The sequence below is a fragment of the Arsenicibacter rosenii genome, assembly GCF_001870735.1.
Taxonomy (GTDB): Bacteria; Bacteroidota; Bacteroidia; order Cytophagales; family Spirosomataceae; genus Arsenicibacter; species Arsenicibacter rosenii.
In genome coordinates this window covers 31,758-53,141 of sequence record NZ_MORL01000005.1, presented here as the reverse complement: position 1 = coordinate 53,141, position 21,384 = coordinate 31,758, and the positions used below count along the sequence as shown (strand labels likewise).

General features: G+C 53.4%; 19 protein-coding genes. 9 read left to right on the top strand and 10 right to left on the bottom strand.

What is annotated here, in order from left to right; all coding sequences use genetic code 11:
* Positions 1-66 precede the first annotated feature (66 nt).
* The 3 genes from yidD (at position 67) to BLX24_RS11335 (ending at position 1,263) form a co-directional block, all read left to right on the top strand.
* Entirely contained in the window at positions 67-276 is a 210-nt protein-coding gene (gene yidD / locus BLX24_RS11345; protein ID WP_071503269.1) for a membrane protein insertion efficiency factor YidD, read from the top strand.
* 111 nt (positions 277-387) lie between these two features.
* Positions 388-765: a co-chaperone GroES gene (locus BLX24_RS11340; protein ID WP_071503268.1), complete on the top strand. Its 378-nt coding sequence runs from the start codon at positions 388-390 to the stop codon at positions 763-765.
* A gap of 111 nt (positions 766-876) precedes the next feature.
* Positions 877-1,263, top strand: coding sequence for a DUF4174 domain-containing protein (locus BLX24_RS11335; protein WP_071503267.1), 387 nt, complete (start codon positions 877-879; stop codon positions 1,261-1,263).
* A gap of 118 nt (positions 1,264-1,381) precedes the next feature.
* Here the strand turns inward: BLX24_RS11335 and BLX24_RS11330 are convergent, their stop codons facing one another.
* From BLX24_RS11330 to BLX24_RS11295, 8 genes are all read right to left on the bottom strand, one after another.
* Complete coding sequence (locus tag BLX24_RS11330; protein ID WP_071503266.1) at positions 1,382-2,773, bottom strand: OmpA family protein; 1,392 nt, start codon at positions 2,771-2,773, stop codon at positions 1,382-1,384.
* Between the two features lie 43 nt (positions 2,774-2,816).
* Complete coding sequence (locus tag BLX24_RS11325) at positions 2,817-3,905, bottom strand: hypothetical protein (RefSeq protein ID WP_071503265.1); 1,089 nt, start codon at positions 3,903-3,905, stop codon at positions 2,817-2,819.
* A 96-nt stretch (positions 3,906-4,001) separates the two neighbouring features.
* Positions 4,002-5,207, bottom strand: coding sequence for a cytochrome P450 (locus BLX24_RS11320; RefSeq protein ID WP_071503264.1), 1,206 nt, complete (start codon positions 5,205-5,207; stop codon positions 4,002-4,004).
* Between the two features lie 42 nt (positions 5,208-5,249).
* Complete coding sequence (locus tag BLX24_RS11315; RefSeq protein ID WP_071503263.1) at positions 5,250-6,824, bottom strand: Dyp-type peroxidase; 1,575 nt, start codon at positions 6,822-6,824, stop codon at positions 5,250-5,252.
* Between the two features lie 12 nt (positions 6,825-6,836).
* Positions 6,837-7,496, bottom strand: a complete 660-nt coding sequence (locus tag BLX24_RS11310) for a hypothetical protein (RefSeq protein WP_071503262.1) — start codon at positions 7,494-7,496, stop codon at positions 6,837-6,839.
* A 36-nt stretch (positions 7,497-7,532) separates the two neighbouring features.
* Positions 7,533-8,189, bottom strand: a complete 657-nt coding sequence (locus tag BLX24_RS11305; protein ID WP_071503261.1) for a hypothetical protein — start codon at positions 8,187-8,189, stop codon at positions 7,533-7,535.
* A 494-nt stretch (positions 8,190-8,683) separates the two neighbouring features.
* Positions 8,684-9,775, bottom strand: a complete 1,092-nt coding sequence (gene gcvT, locus BLX24_RS11300; protein ID WP_071503260.1) for a glycine cleavage system aminomethyltransferase GcvT — start codon at positions 9,773-9,775, stop codon at positions 8,684-8,686.
* 35 nt (positions 9,776-9,810) lie between these two features.
* Complete coding sequence (locus BLX24_RS11295) at positions 9,811-11,151, bottom strand: T9SS type A sorting domain-containing protein (RefSeq protein ID WP_071503259.1); 1,341 nt, start codon at positions 11,149-11,151, stop codon at positions 9,811-9,813.
* Positions 11,152-11,251: 100 nt separating this feature from the next.
* On the opposite strand from BLX24_RS11295, the gene BLX24_RS11290 reads away from it, so the two are divergent.
* A complete protein-coding gene (locus BLX24_RS11290) occupies positions 11,252-12,460 on the top strand; it encodes an AGE family epimerase/isomerase (RefSeq protein ID WP_071503258.1) in 1,209 nt (402 codons plus the stop codon).
* Between the two features lie 7 nt (positions 12,461-12,467).
* Positions 12,468-12,713 (top strand): CBU_0592 family membrane protein, encoded by a 246-nt coding sequence (locus BLX24_RS11285; RefSeq protein ID WP_229201772.1) that lies wholly within the window; start codon positions 12,468-12,470, stop codon positions 12,711-12,713.
* Between the two features lie 341 nt (positions 12,714-13,054).
* On the opposite strand, the gene BLX24_RS11280 is transcribed toward BLX24_RS11285, so the two are convergent.
* Both BLX24_RS11280 and BLX24_RS11275 read right to left on the bottom strand, forming a co-directional pair.
* Complete coding sequence (locus BLX24_RS11280) at positions 13,055-14,017, bottom strand: glycosyltransferase family 2 protein (RefSeq protein WP_083421928.1); 963 nt, start codon at positions 14,015-14,017, stop codon at positions 13,055-13,057.
* Positions 14,018-14,088: 71 nt separating this feature from the next.
* Positions 14,089-15,732: an ArnT family glycosyltransferase gene (locus tag BLX24_RS11275; RefSeq protein ID WP_229201770.1), complete on the bottom strand. Its 1,644-nt coding sequence runs from the start codon at positions 15,730-15,732 to the stop codon at positions 14,089-14,091.
* Positions 15,733-16,450: 718 nt separating this feature from the next.
* Between BLX24_RS11275 and BLX24_RS11270 the strand changes: the two genes are divergently transcribed.
* From BLX24_RS11270 to BLX24_RS11255, 4 genes are all read left to right on the top strand, one after another.
* Positions 16,451-17,242 (top strand): polysaccharide biosynthesis/export family protein, encoded by a 792-nt coding sequence (locus tag BLX24_RS11270; protein WP_071503257.1) that lies wholly within the window; start codon positions 16,451-16,453, stop codon positions 17,240-17,242.
* 11 nt (positions 17,243-17,253) lie between these two features.
* On the top strand, positions 17,254-19,578 hold the full coding sequence (locus tag BLX24_RS11265) for a GumC family protein (RefSeq protein WP_071503256.1): 2,325 nt from the start codon (positions 17,254-17,256) through the stop codon (positions 19,576-19,578).
* A 368-nt stretch (positions 19,579-19,946) separates the two neighbouring features.
* Positions 19,947-20,618, top strand: coding sequence for a sugar transferase (locus BLX24_RS11260; RefSeq protein ID WP_071503255.1), 672 nt, complete (start codon positions 19,947-19,949; stop codon positions 20,616-20,618).
* 18 nt (positions 20,619-20,636) lie between these two features.
* On the top strand, positions 20,637-21,380 hold the full coding sequence (locus BLX24_RS11255; RefSeq protein ID WP_071503254.1) for an acylneuraminate cytidylyltransferase family protein: 744 nt from the start codon (positions 20,637-20,639) through the stop codon (positions 21,378-21,380).
* Positions 21,381-21,384 lie beyond the last annotated feature (4 nt).

Sequence of the window (21,384 nt, the reverse complement as noted above, 5' to 3'; positions counted from 1 at the left end):
CAGAACCCTTGGTGTTAATGAACTAAACCGGGCAAAGATAAGGTAAGTCGGTTTAAGTGAGAAAAGATGAAACAGATAGTTATTTGGTTTGTACGATTTTATCAGGCAGCCGTGTCTCCCTTCTTCCCGAATGCCTGCCGGTATACGCCTACCTGTTCCCAATACATGATCGAAGCCGTGCAGAAACACGGGCCGCTCAAGGGGGGCTGGCTGGGAATGAAACGGATTAGCCGCTGTCATCCGTGGGGCGGGCACGGGTATGATCCGGTACCCTGAGCGGTAAAGGCTGACAATTTGGCAATCTGTAAAAAATTGCCTGATTTTTGCCGGTGCCTCCACCGCTGAAACACAGTGAGATATTGTCATAAACTACGTTGATAAGCCATTATGATTGAGATTACGGCCGATAATAAACTGAAACGCCTCATTATCGTAGGCGACCGCGTTCTGATTAAACCGAAAGATCCGGGCGACCGGACGGCCAGCGGACTCTACCTGCCGCCGACCGTGCACGAAAAAGAACAGGTCCAGTCGGGCTATGTGATTAAGGTAGGTCCCGGCTATCCGATTCCGGCGCCGGTTGACGATGAGCCCTGGAAAGAAACGGAAGAAAAAGTGAAATATATGCCTTTGCAGGCGCAGGAAGGCGATCTGGCCATTTATCTGCAACGGAACGCCATTGACCTGGAATACGACGGACAGAAGTACATTATCATCCCCCAGGCGTCGATTCTGATGCTGGAGCGTTCGGAAGATCTCTACTAAAAAACGTGCTGTGTATGGTCGTGGATGGCAGCACGGCTTAACATCATGAAAACACAAAGCCGTCTGCGATGGTTGTTAGTGATACATTTTAGTATTCTTACTCTCATCGTTATGGAAAGCATTGCAAACCAGACTAAATCGCTGAAGGCGATTCTGGCCGACAAAAAAGATCATCGCCGTGTGCTGTTGCTGTACGGCCGCGAAGATGCACAACACTACCTTATCGAACAGCAGGAATCGCTCCGGCAGGCCGACCAGCAGGTGGCCGAACGGGATCTGGATGTTATTGTCCTGATTAACTCCCTGGTCATGGAGCCCGACCGGCAGTTCCTGATGGGGGGCGATTTTAAACTAAACCCCGCAGATGATTTCGTGGGCTGGCTCATTGGCAAAGACGGTACCGTAAAGCACCGGTTTTCCGCGCCTGCCGCTCCCGATGAGCTTTTTAAGATTATCGACAGTATGCCGATGCGGAAGCAGGAAGCGAAAAAGAATTAAACCACAGAGTTACGCGGAGTTTGGCACAGAGTTACACACTAATTTATACGTCGTGTAGCTCTGTGCTTACTCTCTGTGATCGCTGTGGTTCTCTAAAATCAGCTGTGGTTCTCTAAAATCACTTGCCCGTCAGCTTCAGCGTTACCCGCCGGTTTTTGGCTTTATTTTCTTCCGTGTCATTCGGGGCCATCGGGTAACGGCTGCCGAAACCGGTTGTGGTCAGGCGCTCGTCCGTTACATCGAGGCGGCGCAGAAAGGTGGCCGTCACCATGGCCCGGTACTGCGACAGGGTCTGGTTTTTGGCCGGATCTCCCACATTGTCGGTATGCCCCATGACTTTTACCTGATACTTCGGATTCTTTTTCAGATAGGCCGCTACGGCCCGCAACACCTGGGCTGATTCCGGCATGAGCTCATAACTGCTTTGGCGGAAATAAATCGGCGGAATCGAATCGGGCAGGTTCAGGGCGGCTACGCCCGGAATCTCAAACGTAACGGCCGGCTCGTCGCTGACCGGAGGCGTTGCAGGAGAGGCTGGTTTTACCGTTGCGGTTACGGTAGGGGCCGGGGGCGTTGGCTTCGGCGTTTCGGCAACCGGCGGCAGTTTGATTTCCAGCATATTGAATCCTTCGCGCAGAACCACGTCCTGCTGATGGCGAATTTGCTTTCGGGCATCAACCAGCGCTAGCCGGTAGGCTTGCGGAAAAAACAGGTAGCTGCTCTGCCAGGTGCGGCCCGCATTAAGGGTAACCGGCGGCGCACCGGCCGCCACCGGCCGGATTTCGCACCGGAAGGTTTCAGTAACCGGCGTACCGTTGGCATTCTGCACCCGTACCGAAAAGCTGACCAGATCACGGAACAGGCGGTAGTCGTGCCGGAGCCGGCCATTCGCCGCGTCGATTGTCAGCATTCCCTGGTAAAAATCAAAGCCCGGCGACTTCACCTCCACCGTTAGTTCATCCTTTTCGGCAAAAGCCAGTTCAAAGCGGCCTTCTACATCCGGATCAAGACAGTTGGTCCAGTCGGCAGTCATGTAATGAAAACAGGTCCGTGCCCGGACCGGCGCTGTGGTATACACATCCGACATAAAAAATAAACTCCGCTGCTTCGACTTCGGATTCACCTTGGGCGACAGCAGTTTAAACTCCGCCGACGTCAGTGGCCGTACGCTAACCTGCTGAAAACTATTCGGAATCATCGGCACCGTAATGGCAACCGCTTCGCTGGCGGGCATGGTCAGGGTAGGTTTTACCAGCAAACGCTGGCTGCGGTAATTCGGGTGTTCGATGATCAGCGCCGTGGCATTACAATTCACATCGACGGTGAACCGGCCGTTTTCGTCGCTTTTACCGGCGTGTATACTGCCGCCCGGCACCAGCACGTAGAGGCTGGCCGAAACAGGCTGGCGGGTTGTAAGATCCTGAATGATTCCTGACAGTTTAAGACAATTCTGGGCCATAGCCGGGAGCGTCAGCAGGGTGCAAAGCAGGATGAATACAAGTCGTGTCATGTTGGGTAGAGAGTCAAATACCTAATGGTAACGAAATTACGGCTTAATCCTGTAATCCTGTCAAAAGATATTCCAGGAGCAGGGCCAGACAGTGGGCGTCGCACTGCCAGCGGAGCTGAACAAACGGGTGGTCGGCCAGTCGGTTCAGGAGCGGGTGTTCATAGGCGGTCAGCAGGCCGGCAATAAAGAAATGAAAGGACGAAAAGTCGGCTTCGATGCCGGTCAGGTCTACGGGTGCGGTCTGGTGGCGGGCAATGTCGGGAGCCAGCCGGTAGAGCGATGTCCGGAGCATGAGCCGGTCAATCCGGTTCGCAGCAAACGGCAGTTCGGTGAGCGTATCGGCAATGAGTCGCGGACGAATCGCCTCCAGCACCGGAAAGGCACCGGCCAGCCGCGCCAGATGGTAGATGATCAGCGAGGTACGGGCATAGTGTGGTGAACACCGGAAGGGATGTGTTTTGTACCGCCCCGACAGGACAATGTGGCGGAGGTAATGCAGACTGGCGGTCATCTGGGGTGTTTCCGGTGCATCGGCCGCATAGAGGTAATACAGCATGTTGCTCATGGCACAGGCATCGAAGTCGACGGGCATGTGCTTGCCGAACCAGGTCGAAAACGCAGGCAGGTCCCGGTACTCAGGGAACGTATTGCGGATAGGGCCGTGGGCCTGAGCCAGGTTCGCGTGTTGCGCCAGTTTACCGGTCAGCCAGCGGGCATCGGCGGGCGGGGGCTGACTGGTGAGATAGACCATGGCCGTATCGTCGATATCGTCCGGAATCCGGAAGTGGTCGAACCGGTGGAACAACCGCCCGTTTGGGAAATGGCGGGAAGGAGTAGTCGGCCAGAAATTATAGGTGGGCAGGCCGTCTTTATTCCGGAATTGCGGATAAGCCGCCTGTGCCCGTTGCCGGATGTGATCAATAATTGTCTGTTGGCCGGGTGGTAGCTGCGCCCGCAGTTGCTGCAGGACAAAGACAATACTGGCCGTGAAAAAGACATTGACATCGGCCCGCCGGTAGCCGCCCCAGTCCGGCTGAATCCGGTACGACGGAAACAACCCCGGCCCGGACACCGGATCGGTATCGGTCTGTAGCGCCGCCAGCCGGCGAAGGAGGGAGGAGGGAGTAACCATGAAACAAAAGCCGGGGTAGTATAGACGGGTTCCGGCAGCGAATCTGTAACGTCAGGATCGCCGCAAAACTATATACTCCCCCGGATTTTGCAGGCATCAGGCCGTAAAATTCAGCATAAACCGATCCGGGAAGGGCCCGTCGAACACCATTTTTCCTTCATCGCCGGTGGCTTTCCGGATGTTTGGTAAGCGCAGTAAGCCCGCCATTAATTCAGGAATCTGGGCCATGTTGATATACCGGCCCGAACAGGCATGCAGCCCGTAACTGAAGTGCAGGTATTCTGCCGTTCTGGACAGGTTGATCGTATCCGGCTGCTGAAATACGCGGGTATCCCACATGGCCGGCGCAATACCGATGTACAGGGTTGCACCGGCCGGAATGGCATAGGTCCTGGCGCCGCTGCTGATCGTTGTGGCCGACTGGTTATACCGCAACACAATGGGGTTATGCGGGTTAAACCGCAAGGCTTCCAGCAAATAACGGCCGATGGTTTTTGTGTCGTTCCGGAGGGCTGTCTGCACGGCATCGGCGGTATACGCTTTTTTATCCAGCAATACGTCCATGGCCAGCGCACAGCATTTACTCGTGGTGTCGACAGATCCGATGATAAAGCCGCTGATATTCCGGCGGATGACATCATTCGTGATCCAGGGCTCCTGGTCCTGTAGCTTTAATAACCGGTCGAGTACGGTATCCGATTCCGGAAGCGCGTAGGTGCCTGTCTGCCGGTATCGGGCAATATAAGCGGTCAGATAGGCAGAGAGTTCACCGGCCGCCGTGGTGGCTTTAGCGGCAATGGCCTCGTCGTTGGTCAGATTAAGAAACAGATGGTGGAAAAGAGCGCGCATCCAGCCCATCATCTGCCGGTCCTCGAATGCATCGAGCCCGAAATAATGCCGGATCAGGCTGACCGGTACCACACGCGCATAGTCGTTTACAACATCAATCCGGCCGTTGCTTCTGGCTTTCTCCAGGCATTCGGCCGCCTTTTGCCGGACAAGTGTCTGGATGAGGGCGAGATCCTCCCGTTTAACAACCTGCTGCATCATCCGGAGTTCGCGGTCATGCTGCGCACTGCGATCCATGCCCAGAAAGAAAGCCAGATCCAGCCCGTCCATCCGGGCCTGATTAATTTCAGCAATGGTAAAGTCGGTGTCCCGGGTAAGCGCCTGTACGACTTCGGGATACCCACTGATCAGCACGGTTTTGCGGAAGACAATCACCGGCGATACGGCGCGGAGTACGTTCCAGAAGAACCGTTGTACGCCGGGCTTTTCTAATAGACTGGTAAAGACAGACATAAGCTACGTTAGGTATAAGATGAGAACCCTGACCAGGTTGCATCAGGTTGGGTCAACAATACCTTCACCGATGCTGTTGAGGGCGGTCAGACTGGGAATAAAGAAATAGTCGCCCCCGCGTGTTTCAATAAACCGGGGAATCTGGCTCAGGAAATACGGCGCCGTATCCTGATCGCCCTGAACAACCATTCTGCCCTGGGGAACGCCGTTTAGTTCGTCATGATTACCCAGAATAGGGTCTTTGTCGTTGGCCAGTTTGAAGTCGTTGCCGTAATTGAGCCATTGCTGAAAGACAAATTCAAACTGGCGTTTAATGCTGGCGCAGATACTCATGACAATGGTACCGTGGTCGCCGTTATTGCTGGCCGGGTCCGGCGCGATGCCGTAGGGCAGGCCACGGCGGATCATCCGGCGGCGGTCATCCAGGGCGCTCGGGGTATTAAACGCCTTATCCTGACCGAACTCCAGCGATCCCCTCGGATTGGCCCGGCGGGTATGTGCTCCCACCGGACACCGGCTGCCTTCAATGTCTTTACTGTAGTCGAAGGCGGTGAATTTTTTATTGATTTCCTTAAACGCGGCCCTGGCGTTGACCAGCTCATCCGTTGTTTTGGCGGTGTTGATGGCCGCAAGGGCAAGCTGCCGTTTCAGGGCAATGGCGTTGGCGTCGGCTTCGTTGGGGAAACTGGTTAAGGGTGCCCCATTCCGCCACCTTCCGACAAATTTGGCCGCCAGCGCTTCTTTACCGCCGGGAAACACGGCCCCGCAGGTATCCAGATAGGCATTGAAACGGCCCACATATTCGTGAAACTTGCTGTAGGCCATAAACGAGCCGTTTTTGGCCAGCAACGGCGGGGTTGGCGCAACAGGATACTCCTGTGCTTCGTCCTGATAGCCTAAAATAAACTCACCGGTTTGCAGGGGAGCCCAGGTCGAAGGCTGTTCGGGATCACCGTAACGGACTTTTTTGCCGCCGCCCATCACATTGCCCAGGTCGTCGGGCATACCCTCGAAAAACGGATTGCTGATGCCGTCTGAATATCCGAAGTGTTCCTTGGCCGTCGGGATGCCTTTTTCGTACAGAACAGACGCCTGCTGGTAAGGCAGCGTAACCCCATCGACAGCGGTCCGGTGGCCGTCCAGCAGGTGAATCTCCCCGATTTCGGCAGCCATGGCGAGGATTTGGGCATAACGTTGTTCGAGGGCCTGATCCTCCCGTGCCTCAATCGATACAAAAACGTGAATGTCTTCGTGCCAGACCTTATCCCAGCATTCCGGATCGCTGCGGCCATCGTCGCCGAGGATGGTTCGCCGGCCACGCATGCCTACAATAAACTCATCGGGAAACGATTGCAGCGACAACACCGGAAGCCCCAGCTGCTTCAGGCCGTTGTAGGTAAAGGCCACATTGGTGGTGACGGCCGTGGCCCGGGTGTTTTCTTCAGAAAGCCAGACGGCCGCACTGGTGATAAGCGGAAGCAACTGCCGGACAAACGCACGGCCATTGTCTACTTTATTGATGCTGAAAAACAGGTAGCGGGCCTTGAAAAAGCCGAATTCAACGCTGTGTGCCAGAATGTTGCCTTGTATGTCTGTATAATTCAAGCGTACTTCCATAGGGACTGAAGGTTAAGCGGTTACGATGTGTTTTTCTGAAGAAATACCCGGTTTCCAGGTCGGCGCCTGCACATCAAACGGTTTGACCCGTTCGGCAAACGCGCGGTAGGCCGTCAGAAGCGCCTCCGGTTTGAGCCCCTGATGGCTGTATACAAACCGCGAAAACTCCTGCTTCAGATACAGTGACTTAAGCTGCTCGGCCAGGGGCGCATCGGTTGAGCCGTTAAAATAAAACGTGGTGTTGACCTGACACCGGCGGATGTATTTCTCGAAGGCATCGGCGCTCGTCACCTGATCAAAATCAATACAATACTGCCAGATCCGGTGAATGTCGTCCGGAATGGCGGCATACATCGTCTTCAGATAGTCGGTCAGGGCCGCTTCCGATCCGGCATGTACTTCGGCAACAAAGACAAGGTAGCTCGACCGGAGCTGATCATACTGGTTGGGGTAACCCTGAAAAAAAGCATCTTCCAGCAGGAAAAACCGGGCCAGGTAGGTATTGGGTACCGCTGCCATCGGACTGTTGCACCGGCCATCAAAGGAGTCCTGGGTGTCGGGCAGGGCCTGAAGGACTTTACGGGTCTCAATAGATGGCGAAACAAGGCCGCTTTCGGCGACTAAAGGGCATAGGACGGTCAGCCCGTATGCATTACCAGAGAGGTTGGGCATGAGTGTTAAAAGGCTATACTAGGGGTAAGGATAAGGTTACTCGCGGTCGGCTTCAATCCGTTTGCGCTTGGCAATGGCCTCATTGGCCAGACTCACAACCGGCGTTGGTTCCATCTGACTGAGGTCATTCTGCAGTGCTAACAGGGTGGCATTGTATTGTTTCTGAAAATCATCGGGCGAAATGGTGTTCAGGTTCCGGCCAAGGTCCAGCAGCGACTCCCGGACTTTCTTCGCCGATTTGATATCATTCGAAGACGCCAGCGGATAGGCGCTGTAATAATGCTCCGTCCAGATCTGATTGCTCAGTACATACTGGTTAAACGGCGTTTCGGGCACCGAATCGGGCCAGCCAATGGTTTTGTACCACAACAGATTCAGCCCGCCCGGGATTGCCATCGAAAAGGAATCGACGTATTGGGTCCAGCTGCCATTGAAGTTGCTGAAAAAAAGCATGTAGCCATAAGTCAGCTTTTCCTTGGGCTGTTTTTCGTTCAGCCTTGGCAAATCCTTGTCCTTGATAATAACCCAGCGGGCATAATGAATGAGCGAGAGGGTGATTAACCCGCCAAACGAGCGCTTCTGAAAAAAAGGCCGTCCGGCAATCCAGAAAATAGCCTTGTTGACCCAGACCATCCGACGCTTCAGCGGCGTCAGTAGATTCATGGCATACGCCTTGCCTGCAATATTTGACATTGTATAGAGGTAGTTAAGGGAATATCAACTAAACAAAACGTGCCTGTCTGCCCGGAAACAGCCGGGCCGGGTACACTGTCATCAGGTAATACAGACGGTTCCATCCACCCTGTGAAGGGCAAAGAGAGCGGCTGATCGAATGGGTTGGGAGGTTACTGATTCAGGTATCAAAATCAGTAAGCCGGAAGCTGGCTCAGGCAGGTGAGCCATTAAGATTACTTTACGAAATTATGTGTGGCGAAAAATAGAGAAAAAAACACAATATGTTTATTTTTATAAAAACTAAATTTTCGTTTTTAGGTATTAGTAGACTGATTTTTATTCTTGGTTTACAATGGTGAGCTATGCATTCACCGGCTCAATGTCTGTTGGCCCGGCCGGTGACCGGTGGAGAAGTGATGCAGAGAATGCATCGCTTCAAGCTATTAAACACGTCAAAGGTCTCAAAACCATCACGTTTTGAGACCTTTGACGTACATATTCTTCCAAAATAATTACTTCTTCACAAACGGTAGCTTCGCCACCTGCGCCTTCAGCAGGCGATCCCGTACGTTGACAAAAATCTCCGTGCCCGGCTTGCTGAACGCCGTCGGAACGTAGCCCATGCCGATGCCCTTGCCCAGTGTCGGTGACTGCGTACCCGACGTTACTTCGCCGATTACCTGCCCTTCAGCATCGCACAAGGCATAGTGGCCGCGCGGAATGCCCCGGTCAATCAGTTCGAAGCCAACCAGTTTGCGCGGTACACCGGCATCTTTCTGCGCTTTCAGTGCGTCGGCGTTGACAAAGTCGTGGGTGAATTTGGTGACCCAGCCCAGACCGGCTTCAATCGGTGAGGTGGTGTCGGTAATGTCGTTGCCATACAGGCAGTAGCCCATTTCGAGGCGCAGCGTGTCGCGCGCACCCAGTCCGATCGGTTTGATACCAAATGGCTCACCAGCCTGCATGATGGCCTGCCACACGGCTTCGGCCTGCTCGTTGGCCACGTAGATTTCAAAACCACCGGCACCCGTATAGCCCGTTGCCGAGACAATGACATTGGCGAAACCGGCAAAATCAGTCTTTTCGAAGGTATAGTACGACATAGCGTCCAGTTGCGCGTTTGTCAGCGACTGGAGCGCCTGCGCGGCCAGTGGGCCCTGCACGGCAAACAGACAGGTGCTGTCGGAAATATTGGTCAGTTCGACAGCCAGTCCGTCGGTATACCGGCTGATCCAGTTCCAGTCCTTGTCGATGTTAGAGGCGTTGACAACCAGCATAAACTCGACGGGGCTGATCTGGTATACCAGCAAATCATCGACCACACCGCCCTGCGTATTCGGCAGGTAGCTGTACTGGACTTTGCCGTCGTATAACAGAGACGCATCATTGGCCGAGACGCGCTGGATAAACGCACAGGCATCTGCACCCCGGACGATGAACTCACCCATGTGAGACACGTCAAAGATACCGACAGCGTTGCGGACGGTGTTGTGTTCGTCGAGGTCGGAGGTATAGCGCACGGGCATTTCGTACCCGGCAAAGGGCATGATTTTAGCCCCGAGCTGCTGATGAACGTGGTGAAGCGGAAGTTGTTTGAGGGTCATTGCGTTGACGATTGTTCCGCAAAAGTACCGTTTTTTTATTGCTTCACGATCCTGATACTTTTTCGCCGGGTTGGCGTGAAGGCCTGAATCAGGTATATACCGGATGATTGACCGGTTTTGATCCGCGTCCGTACCGTACCGGATGCTGCCGGAAAGGCTTGTTCGCTAATCACTTGTCCCTGTAAGGAAACTACCCGGAGCTGTACCGGCTCCTGTTGTAATCCATCCAGCACTACCTCCGCCAGATTCCCGTAAACAGGATTCCCGGCCACCTCAACCAGCAGCGGCTGTTCTGAAAGAGCGGTGCGGCCCGCTCCCTCCCCACAGGCGGTCTTAGGGTCCCACCGGAGCCGGGCCATTTCGTAACTGCCGTCTTCCTGCAGCTCGCGGGCAAACAGCATAAACGGCTCTATGAAAACAGCAGGGTCGCGGATATCCGCGATCAGGGCAAAATTCTGGATGTTGGTCTGGCAGTTGGTGGTCCAGCCCGTAATGGCAGGGCTCATAAACGATACCTGACCGCCGGAGCCGCCGGTTATCCTGAAGGTAATGACGCCGCTTGAACAGTCATAGACCGGGGCCAGCAGCCGGAGCGGTTGCCCTAATGTGCTGTCCGGACTGGCGCAGGGGTTCGCGGTTATGACCGGTGTGACCGTTGTCGATGACGGGGGAGCCGTTGTCGGCGGGCAGTTTTCCGGACAGGTTTGGGTATAGTTCCAGGCAAACGTCGTAATCGCTGTCGGGTCGCTGTCGCTGCGGGCCATGAGCGTAAATGGCCCGGCATCGCAGGCCGGTTTTACGGTAAACGGACCGGGTTTGTCACTCCACGACGTAATGCCAACGGCCATGTAGCTTACGGCACTCGTATCACCGCCCATGTGCCTGAACACAAAACTGCCGGTGCGGCAGTTGTATTCAGGGGCGATCAGGCTCAGGGAGCAGGGAGCTGCTTCTACCGTCACCGATTGGGTAAGGGTGATATTGGCTGCCAGCAGAATAAACGAAAAGGAATACCGGCCCGGCTTGACCGCTTCCGTTGTCAGCAGGAAAAGATTATTGTTGTCTGCTGCCTGCCGCAGGCTGGTACGCACACTATCGTTTTGCGGAACCGAGAAAATAAGCATGGAGCCTAGCGACCGCTCCGGTATGGTCAGCGAAATGGTTACCGGCTGGCTGATACAGGTCGTCAGCGAGGTAGCCGACACCGAAAAGTTTACGGGCGGTTGCAGGATACCGGTCTTCTGCCAGGCAGGAGCCAAATAGACCGTGTCAGTCCGGATAGCGGGTAGCAGGGTGTCGGCAGGGGTGCGCTGCCCCAGCGCACAATGTATGGCAGCCACGACCAGAAAGGTGAGGATGTAAAGATTTTTTTGCATAAAGGCTGTGATAATGAGAAGGAAAGGTAGATAAAATCTGTAGGAAAACCTATAGTAGATTTTTTGCCCCCCTGCCTTACCTGACCAAACGAAAACCGGTATGTTATCTCCTGACCTGCACGCGCTCCACCGCGAGTTGCAAACCGAACTGACAAACATCCTGGCCTACTGGCAGAAATACGCGGTCGATACCCGGCACGGCGGCTTTTACGGGCAGGTCGGTCTCGATAATGTGCCCGAACCGGATGCCGCCAAAGGCATTGTCCTCAACAGCCGTATTCTCTGGACCTTCGCTGCCGCTGCCCGTCACACCCGCCGCACCGCTGACTACCTCCCGCTGGCTAAACGGGCCTACGATTACCTCGATACCTTTTTCCGCGACCGCGACTATGGCGGTGTTTACTGGTCGGTCGACGCAACCGGTAAGCCACTCGATACCACCAAGCAACTCTACGGGCAGGCATTCGCCGTGTATGGCCTGAGCGAATACTACCGCGCCACGAAACACGCCCCTGCCCTGGCTTTTGCAAAGGAAGTCTACACCGCCATGGTCAAACACGCCTATGACGCAACAGGAAGCGGGGGCTTTTTCGAAGGATTTGCCCGCGACTGGTCACCGACCGCTCCCTATGCCATCAGCCGGAAAGAAAACGGTGAGTCGAAAACCATGAATACCCATCTGCACATTCTGGAAGCCTTTACCTGTCTGCTGCGCGTATGGCCTGAGCGCGGCCAGGGGATCTATGACCTCCGCACGCAGGTGCGCGGCCTGATCAACGTTTTCCGGCAGCACATCATCGACCCGGCAACACACCGGATGATCTTGTTTCAGGGCGACAACTGGGAAACCCGCCGGACGGCCATCTCTTACGGCCACGACATCGAAGCGTCCTGGCTGCTGCCCGAAGCAGCGGAGGTGCTGGGCGATCATGAACTGGTCAACGCGATCAAAAAAGAATCGGTCGCCATGGCGCGGGCTGCCGCGACGGGGCTGGCGGCCGATGGCGGGATGAACTACGAATTTGATCCGGTTACCGGTCACCTGAATCAGGAGCGGTCGTGGTGGGTAATGGCCGAAGCCATGGTCGGGTTCATCCATGCCTGGCAGCTGACAAAAGAACCGCAGTTTCTGGAAAAGTCGGTAGAAAGCTGGACCTTTATCAAAAAATACCTCATCGACCGGCAGCGGGGCGAATGGTACGGCGGTGTGGATGAACACCACAAGATCGTGGGCAACACCAAAATCAGCATGTGGAAATGCCCCTACCACAACGGTCGCGCCTGCATGGAGATGATGGACCGGATCTGATCTGAACATGATGCACATTCTGATTGAAACCCTGGGCTGGATTGGCTCAGTGCTGATCGTGGGGGCCTACGCCGCCAATATCTACGGCCGCCTCAAAGCCGATCACATTGCCTACATCTGGATGAACATGGTAGGCGGTGTGTTTTTTGTTGTCAATACCATCTATCACCACGCGTACCCCTCCGCCCTGGTCAATGTGGTGTGGGTGCTGATTGCGCTCAATGCCATTATCCGGAAAAAAACGGCCGCCTGACCCAAACAAACCGGTCTGCCCGGAAACACCCCCCGGACAGACCCTTTTATAAGCCGCAAACCCTTAGTTACCTGCCGGGCAGGCAGCACCGCCTACCGTTGTCGTATAGGTAGCGGCCTGGCTACCATTATCGGCGTTCTGAACAGACAGCTGACTGATTGTAGAAATTGTAATATTCAACTATGAAGGAAATCGATTTGTTAGTAACCAACTTATTTACTTGAACCGGTAAAAGAATAATTACTAGCTACAAAATTATAAACAAACAACTATTGTGCCAGATAATTATAAATAAATATAGGATAAGTCACATAAATAAAGGCGGATATGATTGTTCTGATTTATGATTTTTTGGTTAGGTTACGTATACGGTACGTCGTTCGCTGGGGGGAATTGTAATACAGGCGGAGGAGGAGTTCGGCCAGCAGTCCCATGCCCAGAAACTGAAAACCGCCGACAAGCAGCAGAGGCGCCAGCAGGGAGGGGTGCCGGACACCGTTGGTCAGAAAGTGCCAGCCGTCGTACGCGTAGAGCAGGCCGCTGACCGCCCACATGTACAGGCTGCCGTGCCCGAAAAAATGCATGGGCTTCAGGCCGTAGCGCTTCAGAAAAACCAGCAGCATCAGATCGCTGATGACCTTCATGGTCCGGCCCAGCCCGTATTTGGAAGCACCATGCAGGCGGGCGCGGTGGTGGACCGGCACTTCGGTCATGCGGGCTCCTTCCAGATGGGCCAGCACGGGCATAAACCGGTGCAGTTCGCCATAGAGCGGTAGCCGCTTCGCCAGGTCGGTGCGGAACACGCGCAGGGAGCTGCCATAATCGTGCAGGTAAACACCGGTCACGCGCCGGATGAGGGCGTTGGCGACCCAACTCGGTACTTTCCGGAGCCAGAAACCGTCCTGCCGCCGCGCTCTCACACTCCCGACCATGTCATACCCGCCGCTTTCGGCCAGCGTCAGCAGCCGTGGAATATCGGCCGGATCGTGCTGCAGATCGCCGTCGAGGGTCACCACCCAGGTGCCCTGTGCCACCGCAAACCCCGCCGCCAGGGCCTGGCTCTGCCCGTAATTCCGCGCCAGATCGACAATCACCAGCTCCGGAGCCGCCAGGGCGTCCAGCTCCGCCAGTGTCCCGTCTGTCGACCCGTCATTGACATAAATCAGCTCATAGCTACGTCCCCGCAGCGCCGATCGCAGTTCCTCTACCAACGGCCCGATGTTCCCGGCTTCGTTATAAACACAAATGACAACCGAGACTATGATTGACTGATTGACTGATTGACTGATTGAGTGGCGCTGCATGGTTTAACGCGTCATTGAGTGATTGGGCGAATGAGTGATTGAGTGAATTTGTGAATGAGTGATCCTTTCACTCAATCGCTCAATCGCTCATTCACAAATTTTACAATCTTCGCCGGGTGGTTGTCGTAGAGCATGAGGGTGCCGAGGGTTTGGTAGTGTTCGTTGAGGAGGCTGACGGAGTCGGCAAGATACAAGGCATTCGGGTGTTTCTGGCTCGTCAGGGGCAAAATCTGCCGCCGGACCACTTCGATATGAAACGTATTGACGTCGGTGGCGCCCAGTTCGGGCGTGATCGTCTGCCGGTAGACATAGAGGGGCAGCGGCCGCCCGCGAGGGTCGAGCGTCAGCCGCGCGGCCTGCTCAGAGGTCGCTTTGTAGAAAGCCCGCTTGGCCAGCCGGGGGGGCAATACGAGCGCGTTAAAGGCTATCCGGCCGAAGAGCAGATAGAACAGCAGGATCAGCAGCCGGTGGGCAGGCAGGCGCGTATAGGCATACCAGCACCCGCCCAGTACGACGGAGGCCCCCGCCGCCCACGTGAACCGGTACGGAATCCCCTGCATGTCGGGCAGAAAAGGCAGCCCCAACGCCCCGACAGCAATCAGCGCCATCAGCCCGCCCCAGATCCGCTCCACCCACCGGCGAACCCACACCCCGCGCTCTCCGCTCCCCGCTCTCCGCCCTACGCCCTCATACAAGTAGACCAGACAGGTAAACAGCAGCGGCAGAAACATCAGCAGATAACGGGCATAGACCTGCGGCGACGCCCAGTAGATGGGTATGTTCACCAGAAACACCAGCCCGTTGAAGGCCAGAAACGGATGCGCCCGCAGCCGGTCTGGGGCCCCCCGAACCGCGAGCAGGGGCAGTAGCAGCGTAAACGGCGCAAAATGGTAGATAAACTCAAACGGAAACGTCAGCAGGTGGAGCAGGGCCGCGCCGATGCCGAAGGTGAGGGCCGTCCGGCGGGTACTCTCAAACCAGAGCACATCCAGGGCTTTGGCCACCGGAAAACCCGCTTCCAGCGCCGCCGCCACGTAATAGCCGCCGACAAGGCCGGCAAACAGCAGCAGCCCGGCCACGTGGGCCGGATGCCACAGCCGCCGCCATTCGCGCCGCCACCCCAGCCAGCCAACCAGCGTAAGCCCCTGAAAAATAACCGATGGCCAGCCCTTCATCATAAACCCGATGGCCGTCAGCAGGTAGGTGGCCGGATAAAGCACCCACCAGCGTTGCCGCACCGACAGCCGGTAGAGCAGCATCCAGCTCGTGTAGGTAATCCACGCCAGCGTAATGTCCATGAGCCCGAACAAGGTCTCGAAAAACAGCACCCGCCCGTTGACCAGCTGCATCCCCGCAATCAGAAACGCCCTGTAGGCCCCCAGCTCACGGCGGACAAACCAGAAAATAGTCAGTGAAAAGCCGATGGCAGAAAGCGCCATCGGAAACCGCAGCGCCAGCGACGAAAAATCGCCCCAAAGACGGAACGAACCGGCGATCATCCAGTTGTAGAGCGGCGGCTTGTTGAAATAGAGGGCCCCGTTGAGGGTAGGGGTGAGGTAATGGCCCGACAGCAGCATCTCCAGCGCGACGACGGCCCGCCTCGGCTCGTCGGTCCGGACATCGACCGGCAAATAGCCGAGGTGGCTGAACACGGCTGTTGTGGCGAGCAAAACAAATGCCAGAGGCACCCAGCCCGGAAATGAACGTTGACTCACTGTAAAATTTATTTTTTACCACATAGCCTACAAAGAGAAAGATAAAACCTATGTTTTCTGTGTGGCTATGTGGTAAATTTTTGCGCAATACAAGTATATGATTACGATCAGTGATAAATATGAATTAACCACTTATGGCATTAAGTCCCCAAAAAGATATTCTTCAGATATTTGCGGCTACCGGTTAATAAACCCCGATAGTATAGGGTGTACCGGTTGTAATCGATATGGTTACAAGAATAAGGTAACATATAATCCTCAAAAATCAGTACAATTTTTACTGAAAGGGATAATTTAAAATTTATTATATGGCTAAACCAGTTGATTACCAAACAGAAAGATGGTTTCAGCCCTGTCAGTCAGATGAAAATAGCGTATAAATACGTATACGAGTTCTTATTAATTATAAACAACTTTGTGACGGAAATGGGGATTTGGTTAGCGGCGATAATGCTTTTGTACAATTTGTATAAGTAATATTACTTATCGCCAAATAAGACAAATTCTGCATATGACCCCATTGTAGTAACTATTTTTTCTATTTACTTAGTACTCGATTTCCGTAACGATCATTAGAAAAAAAGATACTATTGGTTACTGATAAAAATAAGAGGTAACAACTCTGACTATCTTATCTTAACATTAGTGATTCTATGTTCAAGTGTAAACAATGCCCGTATAGCGGGCAGGTATGGAAAGACATTAACGCAAACAGCCTATGACTCCACACGCACGCATCACCCGCACCGGATTCTGGCTGGCTTGTCTCTGCCTCTGTCTGACGGGCTGCATTTCCAGCAAAGAGCTGGTGCTTTTCCAGAAAACAACCGCCGACACGCTGACGGTCGCGAGCCGCTACACCCCAACCATTCAGACGGGCGATGTGCTCTCTATCCAGGTCAGCAGCCTCAACCCCGAAGCCACCTCTTTCTTTAATCCCTACGCAGTCATTAACCAGGTAAGTCAGACGCAGGCGTCAACACCAAATGCATCATTACCGTACATTCCCGGTTATCTCGTGGATAATGCGGGCAATATCGAAATGCCCCTGATGGGCAAAATAAAAGTAGCCGGTTCAACCACCTCACAGGTGGCCGACCTTATCCGGGGAAAAGTAACGACCTATCTGAAAGAACCAACCGTAAATGTCCGCAACACCAGCTTCCAGGTCAGCGTATTGGGTGAGGTAACGCGGCCGTCCATGTATTCGATACCAAATGAGCAAATAACGCTCCCGCAGGCCATTGGCCTCGCGGGTGACCTGACGGTCTACGGCCGCCGGGATAATGTATTAGTGATCCGTGAAGAAAACGGGCAGAAAATCTTTGCCCGCATCGACCTCCGCCAACGGGATTTGTTTAAATCGCCTTTTTACTACCTGCATCCGGGTGACATTGTGTATGTAGAGCCCGGCAATGCCCGGGTGGCTAGTGCAGACAATGCCTACCGGATTCTGCCCATCATCCTGAGCGCGCTGTCAATTGTTGCTATCATCGTTACCAGACTTTAAGCCCATACCGCATGTCCAATCCATCTAATTACTCGTACATCCCTTTTCAGGAGGTTGATACGGATTCTCAAAATTTGCGGGCGACCGTATTCCGTTACCTGCGCAACTGGCCCTGGTTTGTGGCTTCGCTCGTAGTGGCGCTGGCGGGTGCTTATGTGTATTTACTGTATCAGCAACCCGTATACCGTTCGCAGGCAAGCCTGTTGATCAAGGACGAAAAAAAGGGGATTGATCAGGAAAGCATTCTGAAGGAACTGGAGATTTCGGGGCCGAAAAAAACGGTGGAAAACGAAATTGAGATCCTGAAATCGTTTACCCTGATGGAAAAAGTGGTGAACAAACTGGATCTGGATGTCCGCTATTATACCGAAACGTCCTTTGGCAAACGCGATCTGTATGCCGCGCGGCCGTTCCGGTTTGTGGTCGAAGCCGCTAGCCCGGCCCTGTACAAAGACGAACTGCGGCTTACGTTCCCAACCATTAACACCGTACAGATCAACGGCAAAACCTATCCCGTTAACCGGCCGCTGATTACGCCCTATGGCCGGATTCGGGTAGACGGGCTGAAGGGGCTGAAACCAACGACTGAGCCGGTGATTGTACAGGTGCTGACGCGGACGGATGCCGTAAACGGCTATGTAAACGCGCTGAAAGCCGAGCCAACCAGCAAAGCCTCGACGGTGATTGTGCTGTCGCTGGAAGATGCGGTACCGGAGCGTGGCGAAGCGATTCTGAACGGCCTGATCGACGAATATAACCAGGCGGCCATTGCCGACAAAAATCAGATTGCGGGCAACACGCTGAAATTCATCGAAGACCGCCTGTCCCTGATTTCGGGTGATTTGGCCGTAGTGGAAAAAGACGTGGAGCACTACAAATCCTCCCAAGGGATTACCGACCTGAGCACGCAGGCGCAAAGCTTTTTGCAGACCCTGCAAACCAACGATGCGCAGCTAAACGAAACGACCCTGCAACTGGGTGCGCTGAAAGATGTGGAGCGTTATGTGCAGCAGCAGTCCGATCAGAAAGGCATGGCCCCGGCTACCCTCGGGCTGAATGATCCGGTATTGCTGGGGCTTGTCAGCAAATTGTCGGAACTGGAACTACAGCGGGAACAGATGGCGCGGACCACCTCCGAGCAAAACCCGATGCTGCAGACGCTGGACAGCCAGATAAAATCGACCAAAACCAGCATCCAGGCCAACGTGCAAAACATGAAGGCCATGCTGACGACCACGCAGAAACAGCTGCAGGCCAACAACGTAACGCTGGAAGGGCAGATCCGGACCATTCCGGGTAAGGAGCGCAACCTCCTGGAGATTTCGCGGCAACAGGCCATTAAAAGCAACCTGTATACCTACCTGCTGCAGAAGCGGGAAGAAACGGCGGTATCCTTCGCCTCTACTATTTCGGATAGCCGGACGGTGGATAAGGCACGCACGGCAGCTGAACCCGTTAAACCGGTACAACGGACAATTTTTTTGATTTTTGCGCTGGTAGGGCTACTAATTCCGGTAGGAGTAATGGCCGGCAAGGACATGCTGAGCAACCGCGTGATGCGCCGGACAGACGTGGAAGAAGGGACGCAGGTACCGATTCTGGGCGAAATTGTCAAGAGCAAAAAGCTGGAGCCGATTGTGATTTCGGGCCGGAAGCAATCCATCATTGCCGAACAAATCCGGACGCTCCGGACCAACCTGCAGTTTTTACGGACCGATCCGAAAGGCAGTCAGGTGCTCCTGTTTACCTCCAGCATCAGCGGCGAAGGCAAATCATTTATTTCGCTCAACCTGGGCGCGAGCCTCGCCCTGGTCAACCGCCCGACGGTGATTCTGGAAATGGACCTCCGGAAGCCCAAGCTCCATAAAAACCTGAATATTTTTCCGGGGCAGGGGCTGAGCAATTACCTGATCGGCGAAGCAACGGTAGATGAAATCTTACAGCCAGTGCCGGGCAACGAGAATTATTTTATCATCACGAGCGGGCCGATTCCGCCGAATCCGGCCGAATTGCTGAGCGGCCCGAAACTGCCCGAACTGATCGATGAACTGAAGAAGCGCTTTGACTATGTGCTGATCGACTCCCCGCCGATTGGCCTCGTGACCGATGCGCAGGTGATTGCCCCGTTGGCCGATGCAACCCTGTATGTGGTCCGGCACGACCATACACCGAAGAACTTTATCAAGCAACTCGATACCTGGAACCGCGAACACCGGTTCAATAAACTGAACGTGATCCTGAACGCTGTCGGCGAAGGCGAAGCCTATTACTACAGCTACAGCTACGGGGCCTACTACGGAGAGGGCAAAGACAAACGACTCACACGCCCTAGCTAACCCTGTACGGACATACATCCCGTCCCCTGCCCCGCGCAGGGTAGGGGGGATTATGCAACGAAGAGAAAAGACTAACCACAAAGACGCTAAGAACCGAAGGAGCGCAAAGAAGAATAACCACAAAGACGTTAAGAAAAGTAGAAGCACAAAAGCAGAGGCAAAAAAAACTTAGTGCTCCTTGGCGACTTCCAGTCTTAGTGGTGAAAATTAAAACTTAGTGCCCCTTCACGTCTTGCCGCCTTAGTGGCAAAACGAAAAAAGTTTCAGATCATTTGTTACTTATATGAATCTGTGGGTATTAATAAATACATGGTATTGATACAATCATAAACTAATCGTAAACAACCTAAAACGCTCACGCCAACGCCATGATCTCATTAGACTCACTTCCTACACCCGGACTGTTCCGGCCGGAAGACCGAAGCGCAGAGACGGAATCATCGCTGTACGTACGCTATGGAAAGCGTGTGTTTGATGTGGTGTTTGCCCTCCTCGTCACCGTATTTATCCTGTCATGGCTGTTACCTGTTGCGGCAGTCTGTATTCTCTTCTCCTCGCGGGGACCTGTGTTCTTTGTCCAATCCCGAACGGGAAAAAACGGGCGGAAATTTAAATGTCTGAAATTACGCACGATGCGGCACGAGCAGCCGGGTGAATTCCGGCAAACTACGCGGCACGATGATCGTGTCACAAAAGTGGGTAAGGTATTGCGGAAAACTAACCTGGACGAAATGCCGCAGTTCATCAATGTCTTAATGGGGCAAATGAGCGTAGTCGGGCCCAGGCCGCATGCCGTGGCCCACGACGCACAATTCTGGAACAGCTTTCCCGAATACAAACTTCGTTATTTAGTAAAGCCGGGCATTACGGGATTAGCACAGGTACGCGGTGCACGGGGTGAAACCGAAACACTGGTAAAAATGCAGCATCGGGTTCGGTATGATTTATACTATCGAGACCGGCAGTCATTGTTGTTGGATATGCGTATATGCTGGTGGACGGTAAAAAGTATGATTAAAGGAAATGTGAATGCGTGGTAAACAATTCAAAAAAGTAGAATGAAAAGAACAGATATTGTAGCATTGATAATAGGAAGGGGAAATAACACATTGAAAAATAAAAATATATTAAATGTGTTAAGTAGACCTTTGTTAGAATGGCCAGCAATTGCTGCAAAACGTTCAAAATATATTGGACGTTATTATATAAGTAGTGATTGTGAATCAATTTTGGAGGCAGGGAAGAAAGTTGGATATGAAAATATAAAAAGGCCGTTATGGTTAGCGGAACCAACATCGCAAAGTTCAGATGTTGTTAAACATGCATATGAAACCATATCAAGAAAAGACGAAGCAAAAATTATAATTGTATTTCATGCAAACGTTGGAACAATTTCAACAGAGATGATTGATGATTGCATAGAAATCCATTTAAGAAATCCAATGAGTTCAGCAGTAATACCATCACATTATAAAAATGAATATCATCCATATAGAGCAAAAAAAATAAATAAAGATGGTGAGTTAGAGCCATTTATAGATCTTTCGAATAAAAAGGTATCTGCAAATCGCCAGGATTTAGAGGGATGTTTATTCTTTGATCATTCATTTTGGGTGCTCAGTGTTGAGCGAGGAATAAAAAGCAAGGTTGGACAGCCTCCATGGCCGGTGATGGGGAATTCAATAATTCCATATATAACAGAGGGATGTTTTGATGTTCATGAGTATGAAGATTTATTAAGAACGGAGAAATGGATAAAAGAAAAGGGATTGGATGTAATTTATAAAAATGAAGGTTATTAACCAA